General features: G+C 44.1%; 20 protein-coding genes. 12 read left to right on the top strand and 8 right to left on the bottom strand.

Features of this window, described 5'->3' with window-relative positions:
* Positions 1–149 precede the first annotated feature (149 nt).
* Both D4T97_RS11610 and D4T97_RS11605 read left to right on the top strand, forming a co-directional pair.
* Complete coding sequence (locus tag D4T97_RS11610; RefSeq protein WP_126050852.1) at positions 150–2426, top strand: transporter substrate-binding protein; 2277 nt, start codon at positions 150–152, stop codon at positions 2424–2426.
* Between the two features lie 506 nt (positions 2427–2932).
* Entirely contained in the window at positions 2933–3931 is a 999-nt protein-coding gene (locus tag D4T97_RS11605; RefSeq protein WP_126050850.1) for an ABC transporter substrate-binding protein, read from the top strand.
* A gap of 64 nt (positions 3932–3995) precedes the next feature.
* Here the strand turns inward: D4T97_RS11605 and D4T97_RS11600 are convergent, their stop codons facing one another.
* On the bottom strand, positions 3996–5249 hold the full coding sequence (locus tag D4T97_RS11600; RefSeq protein ID WP_126050998.1) for a glycosyl hydrolase family 18 protein: 1254 nt from the start codon (positions 5247–5249) through the stop codon (positions 3996–3998).
* 441 nt (positions 5250–5690) lie between these two features.
* Here D4T97_RS11600 and D4T97_RS11595 point away from each other — a divergent pair, with 441 nt between their 5' ends.
* The 4 genes from D4T97_RS11595 (at position 5691) to D4T97_RS11580 (ending at position 11853) form a co-directional block, all read left to right on the top strand.
* Entirely contained in the window at positions 5691–7100 is a 1410-nt protein-coding gene (locus tag D4T97_RS11595) for an MFS transporter (RefSeq protein ID WP_126050848.1), read from the top strand.
* A gap of 75 nt (positions 7101–7175) precedes the next feature.
* Positions 7176–8363: an amidohydrolase gene (locus tag D4T97_RS11590; RefSeq protein ID WP_126050846.1), complete on the top strand. Its 1188-nt coding sequence runs from the start codon at positions 7176–7178 to the stop codon at positions 8361–8363.
* 30 nt (positions 8364–8393) lie between these two features.
* Positions 8394–9581 carry a M20 family metallopeptidase gene (locus D4T97_RS11585; protein ID WP_126050844.1) on the top strand — a complete coding sequence of 396 codons (1188 nt, stop codon included), beginning with the start codon at positions 8394–8396 and terminating at the stop codon, positions 9579–9581.
* A gap of 343 nt (positions 9582–9924) precedes the next feature.
* A complete protein-coding gene (locus tag D4T97_RS11580) occupies positions 9925–11853 on the top strand; it encodes a TcaA NTF2-like domain-containing protein (protein ID WP_126050842.1) in 1929 nt (642 codons plus the stop codon).
* Between the two features lie 65 nt (positions 11854–11918).
* Here the strand turns inward: D4T97_RS11580 and D4T97_RS11575 are convergent, their stop codons facing one another.
* Entirely contained in the window at positions 11919–12392 is a 474-nt protein-coding gene (locus D4T97_RS11575; RefSeq protein WP_206435561.1) for an SRPBCC family protein, read from the bottom strand.
* A 116-nt stretch (positions 12393–12508) separates the two neighbouring features.
* The gene (locus tag D4T97_RS11570; RefSeq protein WP_235872224.1) at positions 12509–13207 is read right to left on the bottom strand and encodes a Crp/Fnr family transcriptional regulator; all 699 of its coding nucleotides are present in this window, start codon (positions 13205–13207) and stop codon (positions 12509–12511) included.
* Between the two features lie 279 nt (positions 13208–13486).
* Here D4T97_RS11570 and D4T97_RS11565 point away from each other — a divergent pair, with 279 nt between their 5' ends.
* The 4 genes from D4T97_RS11565 to D4T97_RS11550 all read left to right on the top strand — a co-directional run bounded on the left by D4T97_RS11565 (position 13487) and on the right by D4T97_RS11550 (position 16123).
* Entirely contained in the window at positions 13487–13993 is a 507-nt protein-coding gene (locus D4T97_RS11565; RefSeq protein ID WP_126050838.1) for a TetR/AcrR family transcriptional regulator, read from the top strand.
* Between the two features lie 78 nt (positions 13994–14071).
* Positions 14072–14962 carry a hypothetical protein gene (locus tag D4T97_RS11560; protein ID WP_126050836.1) on the top strand — a complete coding sequence of 297 codons (891 nt, stop codon included), beginning with the start codon at positions 14072–14074 and terminating at the stop codon, positions 14960–14962.
* Positions 14963–14995: 33 nt separating this feature from the next.
* Entirely contained in the window at positions 14996–15715 is a 720-nt protein-coding gene (locus D4T97_RS11555) for a hypothetical protein (protein ID WP_126050834.1), read from the top strand.
* Positions 15716–15784: 69 nt separating this feature from the next.
* Positions 15785–16123, top strand: a complete 339-nt coding sequence (locus tag D4T97_RS11550) for a YmaF family protein (protein WP_126050833.1) — start codon at positions 15785–15787, stop codon at positions 16121–16123.
* A gap of 38 nt (positions 16124–16161) precedes the next feature.
* On the opposite strand, the gene D4T97_RS11545 is transcribed toward D4T97_RS11550, so the two are convergent.
* From D4T97_RS11545 to D4T97_RS11525, 5 genes are all read right to left on the bottom strand, one after another.
* Positions 16162–16350 carry a hypothetical protein gene (locus tag D4T97_RS11545; protein ID WP_126050830.1) on the bottom strand — a complete coding sequence of 63 codons (189 nt, stop codon included), beginning with the start codon at positions 16348–16350 and terminating at the stop codon, positions 16162–16164.
* Between the two features lie 15 nt (positions 16351–16365).
* Positions 16366–17325 (bottom strand): ring-cleaving dioxygenase, encoded by a 960-nt coding sequence (locus D4T97_RS11540; protein WP_126050828.1) that lies wholly within the window; start codon positions 17323–17325, stop codon positions 16366–16368.
* A 321-nt stretch (positions 17326–17646) separates the two neighbouring features.
* Positions 17647–19056 (bottom strand): LysM peptidoglycan-binding domain-containing protein, encoded by a 1410-nt coding sequence (locus D4T97_RS11535; protein ID WP_126050826.1) that lies wholly within the window; start codon positions 19054–19056, stop codon positions 17647–17649.
* Between the two features lie 90 nt (positions 19057–19146).
* Positions 19147–19560: a DoxX family membrane protein gene (locus D4T97_RS11530; RefSeq protein WP_126050824.1), complete on the bottom strand. Its 414-nt coding sequence runs from the start codon at positions 19558–19560 to the stop codon at positions 19147–19149.
* A gap of 88 nt (positions 19561–19648) precedes the next feature.
* The gene (locus tag D4T97_RS11525) at positions 19649–20620 is read right to left on the bottom strand and encodes an ABC transporter substrate-binding protein (RefSeq protein ID WP_126050822.1); all 972 of its coding nucleotides are present in this window, start codon (positions 20618–20620) and stop codon (positions 19649–19651) included.
* A gap of 177 nt (positions 20621–20797) precedes the next feature.
* Between D4T97_RS11525 and D4T97_RS11520 the strand changes: the two genes are divergently transcribed.
* Positions 20798–21802: a FecCD family ABC transporter permease gene (locus D4T97_RS11520; protein WP_126050820.1), complete on the top strand. Its 1005-nt coding sequence runs from the start codon at positions 20798–20800 to the stop codon at positions 21800–21802.
* A complete protein-coding gene (locus tag D4T97_RS11515; RefSeq protein ID WP_126050819.1) occupies positions 21799–22854 on the top strand; it encodes a FecCD family ABC transporter permease in 1056 nt (351 codons plus the stop codon). Before D4T97_RS11520 ends, D4T97_RS11515 begins: the two co-directional genes overlap by 4 nt.
* Positions 22855–22869 lie beyond the last annotated feature (15 nt).

Here is a 22869-nt window from a genome sequence, read left to right as displayed (position 1 = left end):
AGATAAGGGGTTCTGTTTTTTCCCATGTCTTAAAAAAGGACACATTAATTGAATTATTAGAAATTTGTATATATTATATAAGGTGATAATAGGACGTGTCCGATTTTGAGACGGTTTTCCTAAAATGGGACATAGGGGGAGAAAATGGATTGCAAATAAAAGTCGGGCTTCTTTTTTCTTTGACAGGAACGACGTCAATCACGGAAAAAGGGCAGTATGAGGCTGCCCGTTTTGCTATCAACGAGTACAATAATCAGCATGCAGAAATCGAAGCTGTTGTCCGGGACATTCGCTCGGATCCTAGGAAGAGCGCTGGAGAAGCAGAAGCGCTTGCCCGTGACGGAGTTCGAATTTTCATTGGCTGTTACACTTCCGCCTGCCGGAAGGCTGTTTTGCCAGTCATGGAAAAATACGACTGCCTACTTGTTTACCCGACCCTTTACGAGGGGCAGGAAGATCATCCCAATGTTTTTTACACCGGAGAGGTCCCCAATCAGCAAGTCCACGTTTTAATTGATTATTTTATGCGCCATTATGGTAAACGCATCTACCTGATTGGAAACGATTATATCTACCCACGGAAAACGAATGAACAAGTCAAGGCATATGCCACTGCTAAAAATGGAGAAGTCACCACTGAAAGATATGTGCCTTTTGGCCATCAGGACTTCCATGAAGTGATTCAAGATATCATTTTAAAAAAGCCGGATGTGGTCTTTTCCACGTTGGTGGGTAAAAGCGTGCCTGCGTTTTACCGCACTTATTCCCAGATGGGCCTTGATCCGGAAACCGCTCCAATTTTCAGCCCGATTACAAAAGAGACGGAAATAGAAGCCATGGGGGCTGAGTTCGGCGCGGGACATTACAGTTCCGCCAGTTATTTTCAATCATTATCCAACCCTCTCAATCAATCGTTCGTCCAGCGGTTTTATCGTTTTTCCGAAGCAAAAATAGCAGTTTCATCCGTCATGTACAATACTTATTTAGGAACAAAAATCGTACTTGATTCAATCCTGAAGACAAAGGCCTGTGACCGCAAAAAAATTACAGGGTACATAGGAGGAAAAAGGATGGATACGGCATGCGGGACGCTTCGTGTAGACGCAAAGGGGAGTCATCTGTCAAGGCCTGTGAGGATAGGAAAGGCATTGCCTGATGGCCAGTTTGATATCGTTTGGGATTCCGATAAAAATATTAAGCCGGAACCTTTTAAAATAAGCACAAGAAAAGAAGGCCGTGTGAATGAAATCGTTCTGGAAGCATGGGGGCAGATCAGTGAAGAGGCAATCATCGCACTTTCCGATAATGGGACGATCCAATATTTGAGCCGAAAAGCGGAAGAACTGACGGGATTAGGCAGGGGGGACAGGCTGACGAAAAAAATGATTCGTAAGTTATATGATACCTTTCAAGTCACTTCCCATGAAGCCAGAAAAAAACAACTATTGTTGTTAAAGCCGCGAATAGGGGGAAGCTCGTTCCCTGTAATGAAATTTGGCCGGGTAAGGACAAGAAATGAGCAGTACCAGCTTGAGTTGGAGACGGCGCGGATCGCCGCGCAATCGAATGCGAATGTTTTAATTTTAGGAGAGACCGGGACGGGTAAAGAAGTGGTGGCGAGATCCATCCATGAAATGAGCGATCGTAGGGTCGGCCCCCTCATTTCTGTAAACACGGGGCTCATCCCCAAAAATTTAATTGCCAGTGAGTTGTTCGGTTATGTGGAAGGAACGTTTACGGGAGCGCGCAAAGGAGGCGCCATCGGAAAATTTGAAGCTGCCCACAATGGGACGCTTTTCCTTGATGAAATCGGTGATATGCCGATGGATCTCCAAGTAATTTTACTACGCGCGCTTGAAACGAAAAGGATTGTCCGTCTCGGGGACACAAAGGAGCGCGAAGTGGATATCCGGATCATTGCAGCGACGAACCGGAATCTGCCGGAGGAGATCGCCTACGGAAACACTTTCCGCACTGATCTTTTTTACCGCCTGAATGTGCTGTCCTTGACAATCCCTCCTTTGAGAGAGAGGCCGGAAGATATTGAAGGGCTTGTCATAGAGTTGATGCGGGAATTGGAAGATTCATATGTGGAAGGGCCAGAGCGGGTGAGCGGAGAAGCTTTACAGATGTTGGTCGAATACCCGTGGCCGGGCAATATCCGTGAACTGCGGAACGTCATCGAGCGGGCCTACCTACTGGCGCGAGGGCACACGGGGGAAATTCAAGCGGGCCATTTGCCAAGCAGTTTGCGCGGATACGCTTCAAGGAAGTCTGTGTCGCAGCTCTCTTTAAGAGAAGTAGAAAAAGAGACTATATTGAAGGCACTTCGTAAAACGAAAAACGTCCTGGAAGCAGCAAAGGAGCTCGGGATAGCAAGGAGCACCCTATATAGGAAAATCAAAGAATTTGAAATCAGTGTATAGAAAGAACCCGTGAGGGTTCTTTATTTTGTAGAAAATTTAATTCCATCTAGTGTCCATAATCAAAATGAAATTTTGAATAACTTTCTAAGACATCGGGATAGCATAGCGGACAGTATTTCATGCGAGGACGATACCAATCATTTGGCAGCAACGACAGTTGGCTTTTCCAAAAGAAGTTTTCACAACAAGCACATACTTCCCTACTCATGAGCAGAAAGCAACCCCTTTTTTTAAACTATTTAGTCTATTTACTCCCATTTCATCCTATGTGCTGCTACTGTACAAGGGTGGGCGTTTGCCCTAAGAAAGTCCTTAACAAGGCAAATGCCCATGAATGTCTGCCATTTTTGGCTTTAAAGACCACCAGTCTCTGTGCAATGCGTATAGGGGAGGGTAAAAGTGCTTTTATTGAAGAATTTTAATTGACAGCGCATCCGTACTGGTCTATAATTTCCCTTAATTCAGAAAATAGGGAGTTTTAAAGAAAAAAGGGGGTATTTGTCGGAATGAGAATTAAAAAGGGTCTTCTTTCGTTAATAGGGGCCGTCTTCATCCTTGGAGCGTGCAGCAGCAACTCGGCTTCGCCTGAACCAAAGCCGGCCGATGAAGGTGAAAAGGAGAGTAAGGAAACATATACTATTGGCGTCACACAGCTTATGGAGCATCCTGCGCTGAACCTTGCTACGGAAGGTTTCAAGAAGGCGATTGAGGAAGCTGGACTTGACGTTGAATATGATATGCAAAATGCACAGGGAGATAACAGTGCCAATGACTCGATTGCTTCCAATCTTGTCGGTCAAAACGTCGATTTGATTTTTGCCAACTCTACACCGAGCGCTCAGGCGGCATTGAGTAAAACAACAGAAATTCCGATTGTTTTTACTTCAGTCGTTGACCCGGTAGGTGCAGAATTGATCGCTTCAATGGAAGAACCAGGCGGCAATGTAACTGGGACAAGCCATCACCATCCTGATTCGATTCCAAAAGCCTTGGAATACTTGAAGGATGAATTGGGAGCGAAGAAAGTCGGGACAGTTTATAATGTCGGTGAGCAAAACTCACGTGCGCAAATCGACAAGATTAAAAAGCAGATGGATGAATACGGATTGGAATTGGTCGAAGCGACAGTTTCAACCAGTGCTGACGTGAAGCAGGCAACGGAGTCGATTGCCGACCAAGTCGATGCATTTTATGTCATTACGGATAATACAGTCGTATCGGCTTTTGAGTCAGTTGCAGACGTGGCCACCTCTGCAAAGGTGCCTTTATTGGCGGCAGACCTTGATTCTGTTCCAAGGGGAGCATTTGCCGCATTTGGCGTAGATTTCTTCGAAGTCGGACATGGAGCTGGCGAAATGGCTGTCAAAATTTTAAAAGGGGAAGCCAAGCCTGCCGATATTCCTGCCGAGCCGCCGAAAACGTTGAAGTTCATGGTGAACAAGGAAGTGGCGGATACAATCGGAGTAGAAATCAAGCCGGAATGGGAAGCAGAAATTTATGAATAAAAAAAGATCCTCTTACCGAGGCTTCGGCCCTGGTAAAAGGATCTTTTTTTGTGTACAGGCCGCCTTATCTTTTTTTTCTAAAAAACTCCCTTACCAAGAATGCAGATTGTGGAAAGTGCAGGCCCAATTGCCATGCGCCTACGCCTCTGAGCTTATAGTCGACCACCAATTGGAATTTTGCTGCCCGTGCCTGCACATTTTCAAACCAGACGACGTGCCTTTTTCCATTTTCATCCCAATATGTGTAATGAGGCTGCTGGAATTCTGCAGAATATTGGATTGGAACTTGATATTTCATCGCTGTCGTAAAAGCATTGGAGACGGAAAGAGCACTTGCGCTTTCGACTGATCCGTTTGTCATTGTCCAATTATATCCGTAGCGGGGAACCCCCAACACAATTTTATTCCTGCCCATCTTCGTCAAGGCATAGTCGAGTGTTTTTTTCACTTCTGTAATTGGAGCAACCGGCCCCGGTTGGCTGCCAGCTTCGTGCCAGTCATATGCCATGATAAAAATAAAGTCGACAGCCGCTCCGATGCCGCCATAATCGAATCCTCTCAACCAAGGAATATTGTCGGAGGTTTTTGCGGGAACCGCTGCAGAAATGGTGAAGCCTTCCGGTTTCAAACGATCCCTCAGGGCTGCCAAAAACCCGCTGTATAAATCCCGTTCACTTTCAAGGACCTGTTCAAAGTCCACATTGACACCGGCGTAATTTTTACTCTTGACCAAATTATAGATGTTATTGATAACCCGTTGCCGGAGAGTCGGGTTATTCAAAATCCTCTTAGTCAATTGAGAGCTGAATCCGCTCTCCGTCAAATTAGTGATGACCGCAATCGGTGTCGAACCATTCTCCCTTATAAGAGAGATGAGCTGCTGATCATCCAGCGCACTTAAACTTCCATCATCCAAAACGTGATACTCAAAAACGGCAAAATCATTAATGATCGGCGCGAAGGTTTGGACATTGAGCCGATTTTGTGCGGGAGTCGATGGAGTCAAATAACTAAGCCCTTCCTCAGAATATTTTTGTCTTGGCGGTAAATAAAGCTCCATCCCTACGGTCAAGGCATCCGATTGCAAGCCATTATAGAGGCGGATCGTTTCAGCCGGAATGAAAGCGGTCTGGGCGATGGAAAAAAGAGAATCTCCCGGCTGAACGATATATACATTGGATGGGACCAGCAAATCCTGTCCGGGAACAAGCCGGTCTGTTCTAAGGCCGTTAGTGATGCGAAGGCTGTCCATCGAAATCCGATACTTTGCCGCGATTGAAAACAAAGAATCCCCCAGTTTCACAACATAAATAAACATATGGCACCCCGTTTCATCATTAGCGGATGGTCTTTTTAATGATATATATGTGGACATGTTTTTTCTTATGAATGGGGCTAGGAAAACAGAGTGGTGTGGTGCGGGGGAATGGGCTTAAATACCAATGCCAATATCATAATATGGATTTCCAAACATATAGAGGAAGTTTTGTATTTTTTGGTGTTTTTTGTTTCGGAAAAGAGAAACCGTTCCCTTTATCCCTAATATGAAAACCATTACCCAGCGGAAACTCCAAACAATTACTTTTAAAAGTAAGAGAATTTCAAATGCTGTAAATGCAGCAACTCTAATCCAATTATTTATTTTTGCATGTAGTTCTTTTATAGGTATTAGTAATTCATGCGAATAGAGACAACCATCAATTCAAATATTACTAATTAGGATTCATTATTTTTGAAAAAAATTAATTGGAGGTTCAACATGGGTACTGGTTATAAAGGGACAAATAAAATGATCACTGGGATTGTGTTTGGGGTCCTTACGTTTTGGCTGTTTGCTCAAGCAATGGTTAACATTGTTCCGGCAGTACAGAAAGATTTGGGCATCTCATTAGGGATGCTGAATGTAGCCATCAGTTTAACGGCATTATTTTCAGGGATATTTATCGTTGCTGCCGGAGGGGTGGCCGATAAGGTTGGCCGCAAAAAAATTACTTACCTAGGCTTAATATTAAGTGTGATTGGTTCTCTCTGTCTTGTCTTAGCCAATGGTTCTGCGCTGTTGATCATCGGACGTGTGATCCAAGGTCTTTCAGCTGCATGTATTATGCCTTCAACGATTGCTTTAATGAAAGAGTATTTTGAAGGAGCTGAACGTCAGCGTGCCTTGAGCTACTGGTCCATTGGTTCTTGGGGCGGATCAGGAGTTTGTTCATTTGCCGGCGGTGCCATTGCAACCTATATGGGATGGAAATGGATATTTATTTTTTCCATTATTTTCGCCTTGCTTGCTATGTGGTTAATTAAGGATACTCCAGAAAGTAAAGGCGAAGAGTCAGGTGAATTTAAGTTTGACTTTGGTGGATTGGCGATCTTTATTGTCACGATGGTTGCATTAAATCTTGTCATCACAAGGGGCAAGGATTTTGGCTGGTTAAGCCCTCTAACATTAGGTCTAGCCGCTGTTTCAATCATTGGGTTTTTTGTTTTTATAAGAGTGGAAAAAAAGAAAGAACATGCACTGATTGATTTCGCGCTTTTTAAAAACAGACCGTACACAGGTTCAACCATTTCCAACTTTTTGTTAAACGCAGTAGCCGGAACACTTGTAATTGCGAATACCTATGTTCAAGTTGGCCGTGGATTTACGGAATTCCAGGCCGGGATGCTATCACTGGGGTATTTAGTCGCGGTGTTAGCGATGATCCGTGTGGGCGAGAAAATATTACAACGGACCGGTGCAAAAACACCAATGGTTTGGGGAGCGATTCTTACGACGATTGGTGTAGCGGTGATGGGATTAACGTTTTTACCTGATTTAATCTATACGGTTGTTGTTTTCAGTGGATATGCCATTTTCGGTATCGGACTGGGCATGTACGCAACACCATCTACAGATACCGCCGTTTCTAGTGCACCATCAAATAAGGTAGGGGAAGCTTCCGGGCTTTACAAAATGGCCAGTTCTCTTGGCGGTTCATTCGGTGTAGCAATTTCAGCGACTGTGTATGGCGCGATTCAAACCGTTGGGAGTTTAGAAGCTGCAGCAGCTGCGGGAATCATTACAAACGTTATCTTCGCAGTTCTTTCTTTACTTTCCATAATGGCATTTATTCCTGGAAAAAAGGCCCCAAGAAAAACACCGGAACCAACACAATCACCAGCTACTTAATAAACTTGGTTGGGCGCTCTGGACTTGTGATGCTGGTATCCCAAATTACCTTTTGAAATGAAGGAGACCTAGATAATGAAAGAAAAATTAATGGGCATGTTAGAAGCACGTAAAGAGGAAATGATTCAAATTCGCCGTTATTTACATGAAAACCCTGAGTTATCCTTTAAAGAAGAAAAAACGGCCCAATATATTTTAGATTTCTATAAGGGAAAAGGAGTGGAAATCCAGTCCAATGTTGGGAATGGTCATGGGATTATCGTGACCATTAAAGGTGGGAAGCCGGGAAAAACGATTGCTCTCCGTGCGGATTTTGATGCCCTTCCCATTTTGGAAGAGACAGATGTCCCATTTAAATCGAAAAATGAAGGCGTGATGCATGCATGCGGGCATGATGCACATACTGCTTACTTATTGATCCTTGCGGATTGCCTTATTCAATTGAAATCTTCCCTTGCTGGTACGATAAGAATTATTCACCAGCACGCTGAAGAATCACCACCTGGCGGTGCAAAAAGCATCGTTGAATCCGGAGTCCTGGACGATGTTGATAATATTTTTGGTATCCATATTTTCCCAACACATCCTGCGGGTTTTGTTGGCTATCACAGCGGGTATTCGCTTGCCGGAAGATCCTTTTTTAAATTAGTTATACAAGGTGTTGGCGGGCATGGTTCTTCGCCGCACTTAGCCAATGATGCGATTGTCGCGGCCGCTCATTTTGTCACGGCCGTTCAAACAGTCATCAGCCGCCGCTTAAATCCGTTTGAACACGGAGTGATTACCATCGGGTCTTTTGATGGCAAAGGAACCTTCAACGTGATTAAAGACAGTGTGGAGCTTGAAGGGGACGTCCGTTACATGACGGTTGAAAATCAAGAGTTAATCGCAAAAGAAGTACGTCGGATTGCCAAAGGGATTGAAGTGGAATTTGATGTTCAATGCGATCTGTCGTATACGGCTGATTATCCCCCGCTATACAATGATCCGAAAGTGACCGCAGATGTCGTTGCCGCACTTGAAAGCATGGATGATCCGGATATTAAGGAAGTAGGGGAATACCCAATGCTTTCTGGTTCTGAGGACTTTGCTTACTATTTAGAAAAAATTCCGGGATGTTTCTTTTTCATCGGTTGTAAACCAAAAGGGGTAGAGACGGCTTATTTCAATCATCATCCGAAATTTGATATTGATGAAGATTGTCTTCTGGTCGCTGCGAAATCTGTTGGACAAGTCGTTTGCAGCTATTATGGGCTCGAGTAGAGCTAAGCATTTATAAAGGAAGGACATATCATGAAAAAACAACTAATGGAGATGTTGGAAGCTCGTAAAGAGGAAATGATTCAAATTCGCCGTTATTTACACGAAAACCCTGAGTTATCCTTTAAAGAAGAAAAAACGGCCCAATATATTTTAGATTTCTATAAGGGAAAAGAAGTGGAAATCCAATCCAATGTAGGGAATGGTCATGGGATTATCGTGACTATTAAAGGTGGAAAGCCGGGAAAAACGATAGGTCTCCGTGCAGATTTTGATGCACTTCCGATTATGGAAGAAACTGGGCTCCCCTTTAAATCAAAAAATGAAGGTGTTATGCATGCTTGCGGTCATGATGGACATACTGCTTATTTATTAGTACTTGCGGATTGCCTGATCCAATTGAAAGGCGAGATTCCTGGTACAATCAAAATCATTCACCAGCACGCAGAAGAAGTACCGCCCGGAGGTGCTAAAAGCATAGTTGAATCCGGAGTCCTGGACGATGTAGACAATATTTTCGGGATTCATTTGCTTCCGATGGATCCAGCAGGTGTTGTGGGCTACCACAGCGGTTTTTCGATGGCCGGCAGGTCTTATTTTAAATTGGGAATCCAAGGTGTTGGCGGTCATGGATCTTCCCCGCATCTGGCAAATGATGCGATTGTCGCGGGTTCCTATTTTGTTACAGCTGTCCAAACGATTATTAGCCGGCGTTTAAATCCGTTTGATATGGGGGTCATCACTATAGGTTCCTTTGACGGGAAAGGTACCTTTAATGTCATTAAAGATCGGGTGGAACTTGAAGGTGACATTCGCTATATGAATTTGGAAACGAAGAAGATTATTGAAAAGGAAGTCCGCCGTATTGTCAGTGGGATCGAAGCTGAGTTTGGTGTGCAATGTGAGTTAACCTATACCTCTGATTACCCGCCATTATATAATGACCCAGAAGTTACCGCAGAAGTGAAAGCAAGTCTTGAAGGTGCGAATGACCCAGATATTAAGCAGGTTCTTGAGTATCCAATGATGTCACCATCCGAAGACTTTGCCTACTATTTAGAAAAAATCCCTGGTTGCTTCTTTTACATTGGAGCTACTCCAAAAGGAGTCGAAAAACCTTACTACAATCACCATCCGAAATTTGACATAGATGAAGATGCACTGATTGTCGCAGCAAAATCAGTGGGATATGTTGTTTGCGGCTATTATGGGTTAGAGTAACAGGCTTGTTTAAATTCAGTCTTCAAAGCCTTTAGACTTTCCCTAGGCAAGAGTAGAAACCCATTAAATTCTCTACGGTGAACTGTATAGACAGATGCGATTTTCTAGAGAAATCGGGAGTCGATGACTGCGAAATAAAAATGGGTCACCCGGTTAGGGACGGTGCGCAGTCCGAAGAGAAATTAAGTAAAGAAGCTAGAAAAGGTATTGGAACTACTCCAATACCTTTTCTAATGGAAAACCATCCTCCAAATTGAATTTTTAAAATTAGCAGATAAAGTCATTAATATAGTAAAATAGAAGCGGTATTAAAGTAGGTTATCATTAAAAAGGGGTGTCCGTTTTGAACAGTCAGCGGTTTATGGCTTTACTTCTAGTACTTGGGATATTTTTGTTAGCCGGCTGCAACAAAAATCAGGCTCAGGGTCAAAAAAAACCTAATAAGATTCATAATGATTTTCTATTGTTCGAAGAAAAATATACTGGGGAATCTGACCAAAGTATTGGAGACTTATATCTAATTTCTCACGGAAAAGAAAAAGAGAAAATTGCCAGTAAAGTGAAGGATGGCTTTTATTACTATATTAATAGCCAGGAAAAAGTGCTGTTTATCAATGAAGAAAATGAATTGTTTGAAAGCGTAAAAGGAAAGGAAAAGTCTAAGCTTGCTAAGGATGTCATCGCTGTTAATGGAAATTACGATAAAGATATCGTGACCTTCCAAAATCCTGAAGGGGATTTGTATGTCATCATAGGCGAAAATGAGAAGGATAAAATTGCTTCTCGTGTTACCCATTATAAACTTATAGGGAGCCATATTTATTATTTGAATGAGGGTGGCAATTTCCTCATGTACAATATCGAGGATAAACAGGAAACTGAAATTGCCAGCGATGTTTTTTCTTTTACTAGCTTAAGTGATAAAGAGGAAGTTGCTTATTTGAACGAAGATTATGCGTTGTATTACAAGAGTGCTGATGATCAACAGAGTATTAAAATAACTGGTAATGAGGTTTCACCGGAATACATAATCAAAGTGGGTTCAAATCTTGTTTATTACAACATAGAGGATGGCTCACAGGATATATATGTTTCTTCCATATCTGAAGGAGGAACGTCTAAGAAGCTTGCTAGCGATATTCGGGATTTTCAATATGAAGATGGTTATTATTACTATGTAAATAATGATGATAACCTGTATAAGAAAAAGGAAAATGATGAAAACTCCACTAAGCTTGCAAGTGATGTGTTGGATTTTAAGGTGAAGAACGGTAAGGTGTTCTTTACAGATAAAGATGAAAATCTATTTCAATTAAAAGACGAAACCCCCGAAAAAGTGGCAAGCTCTGTCATGTATTATGAGGTCACTTCCAAGGGGGATGTTATTTATAAAACAGATGACGAGGACCTATTTTTAAATAATGAAAAAGTTGCCAGCGGCGTGAACCTATTTTCCCATTATTTTGGTAATCTCGCATTTAGTTCCGACGATGATAAATTATATTTTATGGAGAACATGGGAGATAAGAAGGTCATCGTAGATGATTTAAATCAGTTTTCTAATGCGTACTATCAAAATACAATGATCTTTTCTAATGAATTAGCCTTTGAGGATATAGCTGGTGTATGGAAGGCTGATGTTGATGAAGGGATAATATATTTAGAGGTGAATAAAAAGGGTACCTTTACCTTTTTACAAACCGGAGATTCTGAGCAACTGAAGAAAAGCTACGCTACTTATAGTTCTTTAAATGCAATGTTGGACGACACAGACATTACTTTTTCCCTTGCTGAAGATCGTGGCTTAACCATGACTATGAATGGCATAAGTGAAACTTTAACGAAAACGACTAAAGAGGAAGCTGCAGAGCATTACAAAAATGTGGCGGTTGCTAAGGATAAAGAGGAAGTCAGCTATGTGATGGATCAATATTTAACCAACTATGAATACGGTGTAAACTATGGAGACGGCTATTATATTAAAGATTATTTAAATCCCGGAAGCCCTATTTACGAAGAACAATTAAACTATGTTGAAAGTACTTATAAAAGGGATATCAGAGTGGAATTAGAGGACTATACGATAGATAGTATAATTAGCTCCGGTGATGGAGTATATTCTGTTACCTGTACAGAAGTATTTACTATTTATGGTTCGGATGATACAGATAACACTGGAAAAACGAAGAAATTTAAAAATACCTATACTCTAAAATACATTGATGGGTTCCTGATTACCGATATTAAAGTTTCTAGCCTAGACACATTGTAAAGGGTGGGGTTTCAGACCCCTGCACACTTAACGCGTTCAAGTGGTGGGGGTCTGAACCCGTAGTTTCAAGTAATCTTCTCAATCGCTTGCACATACTTTTCATACCATTTTTTCCATTCCGTCATCCGTTCAATGTGCTGACCATCCAGCAGGGCGCCAATCACATCCAGACACACATGCCAGCCGGCAAGGTCTTTGGGTGTATGGTCTGTAATTTTGTTCATTGTTTCTATTAAAACAAGGTCGCAGCCAATCGATGCTTCATGCAATTCGAAACGGACGCTGTCGTCCCACCAGGCAAATTCTAAGACGGAGCCATTTGTAAAGTCGGTAATCTCCAGTTTTTCACAGGTGCCGTCCTGCATATCAAATTGCATGAATCCGCTATTACCAAGTTCTCCAACCCGAAGTTCTGAAAACCATTGGGCCAGTTTTTCATTTTCTGTCAACCATGGCCATACTTCTTCAACGGTATAGTTCAAGGCCCGTTCAAATCGGACAATATAGTTTTCTCCCGCTTTTTCAATCGATGCTAACAAATCCCATTCCTCCATTCAAAGCATTTTCATCTGTAAAATTGTAACCAAACGGCGCTTGGTCAGATTAAGGTGTGCCCTTACACATATATCCTACCCGTAGTTAACCGCGCACAACCTTAAAGAGTCTCCAACGCGTCCATGTCCAAAATCTTCATTTTCCTTTGTCCTATCTGTTCAATCCATCCTTTTTCCTGAAAGTCAGCCAGCTTCCGGCTTACGGTTTCCGGAGTGGTCCCCAGATAGGAGGCGATGTCTTTTTTCGGCATGGGCAGGGTGATCGGGGTCGATTCTTGATCTTTGGCCAGCTCTACAAGGTAGGCGGCTATGCGCTTTTCGCTATCTTGCGATGTCAGGCTGCTGATGAGTTTTTCCGTCCGCTCCAGGCGTCTGCTGAATTCTTCCATGATTTTCAGGGAGATGGCGGGATATTTTTTTAGAAAAGCCTCCAAATCGCTTCGCCTCATGACGCAGAGCTCGGTGTTTTCCATGGCGACGGCGTAGTGGTTAAAGGGGGAGCCTGAAAATAAGGCGAGTTCTCCCATGAAGTCGCCCGGCTCCAAGATCCGGATGAGCTGCTCCTTGCCGGATTCGGACAAACAAAAAATTCTCACCCGGCCCCGATGGACAATGTATAAATGAGCGGAAGTGTCGCCGGCGCCGTAAATTTCTTCGCCGCGCACATATTTCGATGACCGTGTGGCTTTGACGATCTCTTGCATTTCTTCTGTCCGCAAATGATTAAAAATCGGAACCAAAGAGACGCAGAGTTTCTGCATCTCCTTGGCATTCGGCTGAAGGTGTCCGCATTCTTTCAAATTTACACGCCCTCTCTCACTGGGATGGTGATATTGCGTTCTTTTTATTCGTTAAATGCTTCGTCTAGAATTAAGGATTGCCGTTGGCACCGAAGTGTTAAACCGGCGCTTTCGCATTTCTTACTATTATAACTGACGAGGCGGATAGCGTTAAGGAAGACCTCAGTTCCTGGAAGAACCTTTCGGAGGTGTTGAAGAATGGTATCGTGATTTTTGATTGACATAAAACTTCATCTGGCATAGTATTTATTTATCGATAAATAAAAAAAGGATGATCACATGGTCAAGGAAGATAAAAAAGAACTCATTATTGAAAACGCCGTCGGGATATTTGCAGAGATGGGCTATTATAAAGCTACGACTGCGATGGTAGCAAAGGCGACGGGGGTAACGCAACCATACGTGTTCCATTTTTTCAAGAATAAAGAAGAACTGTTCAAAACGGTAATTGACCGTGCGTTCAGTCGTCTCTATGATACATTTTCCAAAGTGGAAGTCCCTGCCGATCAATTGATTGAAGTGATGGGCCACGCGTTTTCGGAGACGATCCAGACACACAGGGACGAGGTTTTGCTCATTATGCAGGCACATTCGATTTCGGAGGAAGGAATAAGGGATCATGTCCGCAGGTTGCATCAAACAATGTTTGATGCACTGACTTTGAAGTTTGAAAGAGCAGGAATTCCACGCGCTAACAGGACTGCTGCACATTTTATTGGCACAGGACTTCTGATTACTCTTTCAGAAGTGTTGGATCTACCGCAATTGATCAAAGGGGAGGCTTAAAAAAGAAAGTGAGCTTAGCTTTCTTTTTTTGACAAATTATTTATTGATTGATAAATAAATGGAAAGAAGGGTTGAAAGATGTCAAGAGTTAAGATGTTTGAAGGAGAAAAAGGGCTTGTAATCACAAGTTTGATCGGATTTTTGCTAGCGGCCCTCACAGCATTTTTTATTTTAATTCGCGGGCCCATAGTTTTACCTGAGGGCAATTTGGGTGATGCCTTCTCATTTAATGCAGCTATCGGCATATTTATTCTTTCCATCGCAGCGATTCTCCCGTTAGCCGGGTATAGCGTACGAAAGAAGAAAGTGATCCGGTGGTTGTTCATCAGCGCCTCCCTGTATGCTTATGCAGTTGAAACAATCCAGCATTTTCGCGGCTTGAATCCCCGGTTTTCACGTGAAGGATCGGCCATCGATATAATCGCAGGGGCCGTTTTTGGTATCGATTCACTTTTGCTTGTAACGTTGTGTTTTTTACTCATGATTCAATTTTTCAAAGTTTCTCAGAGGCCGTTGGTTATTCTCGGTATCCGCTATGCATTTGTATCGGTTTTTGCTGCCAATCTCGCAGGAATAGGTATGATTCTGCTGCAAAGCAGATTTACAGGAAGTGAAGGAAACCTGATTGTGCTCCACGGATTGGGGTTCCATGCTTTGCAAACATTGATCTTGCCCGGATGGCTTTTGGGAAAAGTTCAAGACAGTGAACGCTTGAAAAAATGGATAATCCATTCTGGGAGCCTTGCGTGGATGTTTGCAATTATACTGATTGGTGTCCAAACTGCACTGGGCCAATCTGTATTCGAATTCACCTTGTTGCCTGTCCTGGCAGGGACTATGTTGCTTGTATGGCTTGGAACAGCGCTTGTTTCACTTGTTCTTTTCATGAACAGGGAAAAAGATCTGCAGACTAAAGAAATGAAATGTTTGGAAAAGCCGATTACAGACCAATTCACTATGATAAAATAATTGCAATATTTATAAAATTCGGAGGCGTTTATTATGGGGAATCCAGTTAATCAACTGGCATTTAAAGTTGGGTTTTGGTCATCGATTTTGTTTGCATTGACAGGAATCGGCTATGCGATCGGCATGGTTGCTTTGCTCGTTGCCTTTCCCATTCCCGAATGGCGGGGAATCTCTGACACGGTTGCAGGCTTCAGCTTGTCATATATAAATTATTACAGTCTATGCCAAACGATGGCCTTCATATCAGCGCCTCTTTTTGTGGTGATGGTTTGCTGTGTGCACGAATATGCTTCTCCTGAAAAAAAGTTTTTGACGAGAATATCCGTATGTTTTGCACTCATGTTTACAGCTTTTTCAAGCATGAACTACTTCGTTCAATTTACTGCTGTCAGGCTTAGCATATTAAATGGTCAGCTTGAGGGATTGGAGCAATTCGTCCAATGGAACCCGACATCCGCCTTTTATTCAATCAATCTGCTCGGATGGACTCTATTTTTGGGGCTGGCCTCCTTTTTTATTGCTCCTGTTTTTACAAAAGAAAAGAGGGGCCGCTTAATAATGCGCCTATTTATTTTAAACGGCATCGTCTGCGTGTTGGGAACTGTCGCGGCCGTTTTTGAAATAATGATTTATCTGGCGATTTATCCGTTATTGATGACAGGATTCGTCACAGCAGCATCTGTTATGGTAGGTTTGATTTTTAGAAAAAATGCTGGCATGACGCTGAAAAAGGGTTCTCAAGTTCCAATATGAACCCCTTGCCCGGGCATATTTATTCAATCGATTCATATATTCAATTGAGAAAAGGAGTGATGCCAAGCGATGAAAAGGGTAGGGAAAGATGATTTCGCTCCTGGGTATGTTCCTGGGCATAATCACGGGTCGGTCGATTACACGAGTGTAAACGATGGTCATGTACATCAATGTTTGGATGTTACATCCCCAGCAATCCCGACAAAGGAAGGAAGCCACGTACATTACGTCGAAGGGTATGTTTTATTTGAGGATGGGCATACACACCATTACAAAGCATATTCCGGTCCGGCGATTCCGGTCGGAAACGGCATGCATGTTCATTATTATGATTTTTATACAACGGAAGACGACGGTCATAGGCATCGGATCAAGGGAGTAGACATGGCGGCACCTGGAACAAAATGAAGGAGAGGGAAGAAGCGCAAAGCTTTCTTCCCACTTGATTATTCGCATTGAAAATAGTAGTTCAAAGTCAGGAAGCCTTCTTCCAGTACGGGTTGTCCTCCTGTTTGTTCACATCCGGCTTTTGCGGCATTGATTTCTCGTTGGTTAAAAAATGATTTCGTTCCTATTAGGGAAATTGTTAGCAGTATCGTCAAGATCCCTGTAAATACCATTAGTTTAGTCTTCATATGATTTCCTCACTGTTATAGCGGCTTCAATTTCGCTTCAATTTCTGCCCGTTTTGGCTCCAGGAACGGAGGAAGTGCGAGCGATTCGCCTAAATGTTCAAGCGGCTCATCCGTGTCGAAGCCGGGCCCGTCCGTTGCAAGTTCAAACAAAATACCATTGGGTTCCCTGAAATAAAGAGAGCGGAAATAGAACCTGTCGACGAACCCCGTGTTTTGAAAGCCTGCTTTTGTGATACGGTCAATCCATGTCCGAAGCTCGGCTTCATCCTCCACGCGGAAGGCCACATGATGAACCCCTCCTCGCCCGAGCCTTTCAGGCGGTAGTTCCTTTCTTTCCTCAACATGAATTTCGGACCCTGTGCCGCCTTCACCTGTTTCAAAAATGAGGATATCAGGCTGGCCGTCCAAATGGGATGGATAGCTTCCTCTTTCCCGAAATCCCAGCAACTCAGTCAATACCTTTGTTGTGCGTTCCGCGTATCGCACAGTCAATTGAACGGGTCCCAGTCCGAGAATTCCCTTTTCCTCGGGGACTGAACTTTTTTTCCATGGAACCCCGCCTGCGACGCCATTGTTATTTTCATCCGATACAAGGATAAGGTGCTGTCCCTCCGGATCCCTGAACGCGAGCGTTTTGCGATTTGACCTTTCTTTAATATTGTCATGCTCAATCCCAAGTATAGCGAAGCGGTTTTTCCAATATTCGAGTGCAGCATCATCAGCCACACGCAGGGAAGTGGCGGAGATGCTACAGACGCCTTCACGATGACGGGCCATCATCGGAATTTCAAAAAAAGTCAGCTCCGTTCCGGGATTCCCTTTTTCATCCCCATAAAAAAGATGATAAACTGATGGGTCATCCTGATTCACCGTCTTTTTCACTAGACGCATTCCTAATGTATTTGTATAAAAGTCCAGATTTTGTGCTGCGTTTGCCGTCATGGCGGATACATGGTGGATTCCTTTTAATTCCATGTTTGTGCCTCCTTTTTAAGGATAGTTTGGCGATTCAGCGAGCGAAAGTCTCGGTTAAGATCTAGCGGTTTTGAAAGATTGAAACTTGCTACTATATGAGCGAACCCCGAGTCATTTCCAAAGCGCGAAACCTGTTGTTCAAAGTGTGCAATCCATGATTCACAGCGTGAAATTCGCGATTTAATGTGAGAAGCCCGCTTTTTAGCATTCGAACCCCAAAATTACCGCTCGCCCCCTTAAATTTTTCTCAAATCATACGCGATTAAATATCTGATGTCAAAGTAAAAAATCCGGACGAATCTCTCCGACCGGATTCAAGTTCTACATTTTTCTAATAATAAAATTATCCTCTAACAGCAGCCAGTTCTGCGGAAACGGATAGCCGAGTACCCAATAGCTCACGCCAAGTAGACCGAATTCTTTTACTAAATTGAACTTGGCCTGGGCACTGCGGGCATCTTCGAACCATACTTCATGGCCGCGTCCCTGTTCGTCCGTATATCGGAAAAATGGAGACTGCGCTCTCTCATCGTACTGGATGGCGGCCCCGTATTTTAATGCCCTGCGGACCGCCTCCTGCATATCAAACGTTTCGGCTTCCTGTCCTTGAACATGGGGTGTGAGCCAATCGCGGGCGTACAGCTGGAAGCCCATCATGATTTTGTTTCGGGGGATGACAGTGACGGCATAATTGATGACTCGCCGCATTTGGTTGAGTGGAGAAATGGCCTGCGGAGGTCCGAAGCGGTATCCCCACTCGTATGTCATCAACACGACGAAATCGACAATTCTTCCATGTGCCGCGTAGTCGTGGGCTTCGTATAAAAGCCCTTTCTGTTCGCTGCTTGTTTTGGGAGCCAGGGCAGTCGATACAAAATATCCGAGCGGATGCAAGCGATCGACCGCCCGCTGAAGAAATTGGTTATAGGCCTCGCGATCAGTTTGCCTGACATTCTCAAAGTCGACGTTCAATAAGCGGTAGCCTTTTTCATTCATTATATTTACCACGTTCGTTAACAGCCGTTCTTGGATTTCAGGGTTCGATAGGATCGTATGCGCCAGTGTGGTACCCGGGTCTCTGAATGAAAAATTGGTGATGCACATCATGGGGACGACATGTCTTTCCTGTGCAGCTTGAATAATTGGGACATCGTTGATTGCTTCGAGGGTACCGTCCGCTTTCATGATATATGCAAATGGGGATGCGTAAGTAAGGAGCCTGCCCACTTCGCGGACTTCCCTTGCACCGGTCTCACCCATATTGATGGTATAAGCATTAACATCAATGACGGGCTTTGGAAAAGGGATTGTCAGTACAGCGCCAACCTGAACAAGATTCGGATTTTGAATCCGGTTCAATTTTACAATTTCCTGAACCGTTGTTCCGTAACGCTGTGCAATTTGCCAGAGGGTTTCGCCGGCTTGAACTGTATGAACGCGAGCAGGAATGACCAGAACAGTGCCAGGCTTAAGCATGTTAGGGTTCGCCAATTGGTTCAGCCGTACAATGGCGTCAAGCGAAACGCCGTACCTCTGCGCGATCTGCCATAGGGTTTCCCCGCTCCGAACGATATGCTGCTGGGCGGCAATAGGGATAACAAGGGCCTGGCCGACCACAAGCCGGTTCGGGTCAGGCAATTCATTTGCCGTCGCAATTTGCGAAACCTGGCTGCCATAACGGCGGGCAATCTCGGCTAAAGTTTCCCCGCTGCTGACAACATGAATAATCATAGACATCCTCTCCTATACAAGTCATATGACTAATGTATGCGCAGAAGTCGGCGGCAAGAATTAAAAAAGAGGGTCTGGCCTCCATTGAAATTAACGCGTAACCGCAGCGGGGACCTGACCCCTATTGGGCTTCCTCTCTATTAAACTGATAAAACTTTTTCTATAGTAGAACAACAGGTATCCGTGGGCGAGGACTAGTAAGACGGCAAGAAGAAGCAGTGAATGGTCCACAAACAGATGAAGTAAAAATATATTGGCGACAATCGGTGATAATATCGTAATAGCCAATGGAGTAAATTGATTGCTTAAAAGTAATACGCCACATATGATTTCCAAAGATTTTTCGGCAACTAACAGATAGTCGAACTCGAATAAGGCCATCGCCTCTGGACTGGTTGCTATAAAGGGCTCCAATTCAAAGATGACAAAATAACCGTTTATGCCTGCAACCAAAAAAATAATCCCTAGAAACAATCGGCATAATTGCATAAAAAATTTCGTCACATTGCACACCTCCTATTAAAGTCTATTATAAGTAAAAAGGGGTCAGACCTCCTCTACGTTAACGCGGTGGAGGTCTGACCCCTTATAATTATTTCGCTTTTTCCATGATTTTTTCCAAGTCATCGAGCATCAAGTTAGCTGCAATGACACCGCCGGCCGTGTTCCAGATGGAATCATTAACTTTGTGGATGTTTCCGGTTTTAACGGCTTCCAAGTTCTTAAAGAGTGGGTTTTTCAGCCATTCTTCTTCCAAAGTTTTTGCTTCGCCATCTCCTGTTTCATATGTGAAGTAGAAGAGGATGTCTCCATCCATGGCAGGGATGCGTTCAGTCGATACATTCTTTTCGGCAAAATCGTCGACATCCTGGCTTTCCGGACGTGCAAATCCGATTTGATTCAAAATCACACCGGCAAACGTATCTTTATGATAAATGCGGACATCGCCGGCCATGAAGCGGACAAGTGAAATTTCTTTATCCAACTGGTCTGCGAACTTCTCTTTGAAACCATCAATACGGGCATCAAAGTCACCGATGACTTTTTCACCTTCGTCTTCTTTATTGACCGCTTTTGCATAAAGCTTGAAGTTCTCTTTCCAATCACCTCGAAGGGTTTCCGCAAACACGGTTGGAGCGATGGCTTCAAGTTGAGGATAGATAGCCTCTTGGCGCATTTTGTTACCGATAATAAGATCTGGCTTCAATTTGGCAATGGCTTCGACGTTCACCTGAGACTCATCACCAACTACTTCCACGCCTTCCATTTGGTCACTGATATGTTTGTACCAAGGGTCGCCGACCCATGACTTTACCGCTCCAACAGGCTTCACACCAAGAGCAAGAAGAGCCTCGGTTCCTTCATTTGTTAAGATCACGACGCGTTTAGGTGTATCAGGAATTTCTGTCGTACCCATGGCATGTTCAATTTTATAACTGCTTCCGCCTTGCTTGTCAGCATCTTCTTTATTGCCTTCCTCTTTCTTGCTGCCGTTCCCGCAGGCAGCCAAGGCCAAGGCGATGATGATCGCCCAGATTAAAAGTAACCCTTTATGTAATTTCATTGTTCTCCTCCTGATAATGATAATGGTTTTCAATTAGTGCACTTTTATCATAAAAGCTGGTATATAACTTTGTCAACAACTAATTGAAAATGATTATCAAAGTCATTGACTTCACCACCGGCTTCCCATAAACTAAAATTTAAAAGAAGAAGTGTCACAGAAAGGTATTTTTCAAGAATGCTGACAAAAGAAAAAGGAATAAAAACCCTCTTCCTATTAGGCGGTGTGCTGGCACTGGTAGTGCTGATGGGAATGAGCATTGTTTTTGGCTATACAGATACATCTATACAAACGGCGCTGGATGCCTTCAGGGACTTTAACGGTTCCAACGAACATATCGTGATCCAGTCGGTCCGACTGCCAAGGGCTCTGATTGCTGCGGCGGTAGGGGCGTGCCTTGCCATCGCGGGAGTGCTCGCGCAGACACTGACGAAAAATCCGCTTGCTTCACCGAGCATATTGGGAATCAACGCGGGGGCAGGATTCGCAGTAGTCGTTGCTGTAACTCTATTAAAAATCACTGGACTGCAATCATTTGCTTGGATATCTTTCCTGGGAGCCGCGGTCGCCGCTTTTACCGTATATACGATCGGTTCAGTCGGCAGAGAAGGGCTGACGCCTATGAAACTGACGTTGGCCGGAGCTGCCATGGCTGCTCTTTTCTCCTCAAGTACCCAGGGTTTACTTGTTATGAATGAGGCAGCTTTGGAACAGGTGCTCTTTTGGCTTGCCGGTTCAGTAGCAGGGAGAAAAATGGACATGCTAGTCTCTGTGCTCCCTTACATGCTCATCGGTTTCCTGCTTGCTCTTCTTTTGGCGCCTAAAATGAATATCTTGGCAATGGGGGAAGATGTCGCGAAAGGGCTGGGGTTGAAAACGAACGTGGTTAAACTGACAGCGGGCTTAATAGTGATCATTTTGGCGGGAAGCGCTGTGGCTGTGGCCGGACCAATCGGCTTCATAGGTATTATCATCCCCCATTTGGCGCGAAAGCTCATCGGTTTCGACCATCGCTGGCTGATTCCCTTTTCAGGATTATTGGGAGGTATTTTGCTTGTTGCCGCCGACATTGGAGCCAGATACGCGCTCATGCCGCAGGAAGTGCCTGTTGGAGTAATGACAGCCGTTATCGGAACTCCCTTTTTCATATATATTGCGAGAAAGGGGTTCAACCAATCATGAAAAAGTACCAAAGCGTGCGCCTATTCAAGGAGAGACTTTCAGTTTTAATTGATCAAAGGGCAACAGCTGTGATTTTCGTACTTTTGGGACTGCAACTTGCTGCTATTATCGCAAGCACTGGTCTTGGCGATGTAAAAATCAATCCCGTGAACGTCCTGAAGGTTTTTGCAGGAAGCGGCTCGGATTTGGACCGTCTCGTTGTCATCGACTTTCGCTTGCCAAGAACGATCATTGCGGTATTTGTTGGCATGGCGTTAGCTGCAGCAGGTGGGATTCTGCAGGGGATGATCCGGAATCCACTGGCCTCCTCTGACATCATTGGCATTACAGGGGGGGCAAGCGCTGCTGTTGTCGGCTTCCTTACCGTATTCAGCAATTCAGATAATGTACTGACAGTCAGTGTAGACTGGCTGCCGCTGGCTGCTTTCATCGGAGCTTTCCTGACTGCTTTGCTCGTATATATATTAGCTTGGCGTGGGGGAGTGTCCCCGATCCGGATGGTCCTGATTGGAATCGGTATCGCCGCTCTCACAAAGGCAATCACCACTTTTCTCATGATCATGGGACCGATTCATAGAGCGGCTCAGGCTAACATATGGATTACAGGAAGTGTCAATGGATCGAATTGGAATAACGTGCAGACACTTGTGCCTTGGGCTGTGCTTTTGCTGCTCTTGGCGGTATTTTCAGCAAGAAAGATTAACGTACAAGAACTAGGTGATGAACTGGCAATAGGGTTGGGCAGCCGGGTTCAAAAGCAGCGTTTTTTCCTCCTTGTAATTAGTACAGCGCTTGTTGGAGCAGCCGTAGCTTTTGCAGGCGGTATCGGGTTTGTCGGGCTGATGGCACCGCATATGGCAAGAAGGCTTGTTGGTTCGACATACGGGGCTTTGCTTCCGGCATCTGCTTTGATCGGCGGCATTCTCGTACTTCTCGCAGATATCATCGGCCGTACGCTGTTTTTGCCATTGGAAGTTCCGGCAGGTGTTTTTACAGCTGCCATTGGAGCGCCGTATTTCATCTATCTTTTATTCAAAACAAGAAATTCATGATAAAGGGGCCGATTG

Origin of the sequence: Siminovitchia acidinfaciens, from assembly GCF_003605385.1 — a bacterium.
Taxonomy (GTDB): domain Bacteria; phylum Bacillota; class Bacilli; order Bacillales; family Bacillaceae_C; genus Siminovitchia; species Siminovitchia acidinfaciens.
The sequence above is the reverse complement of the archived record's forward strand: the minus strand, read 5'-3'. Positions and strand labels throughout refer to the sequence as shown.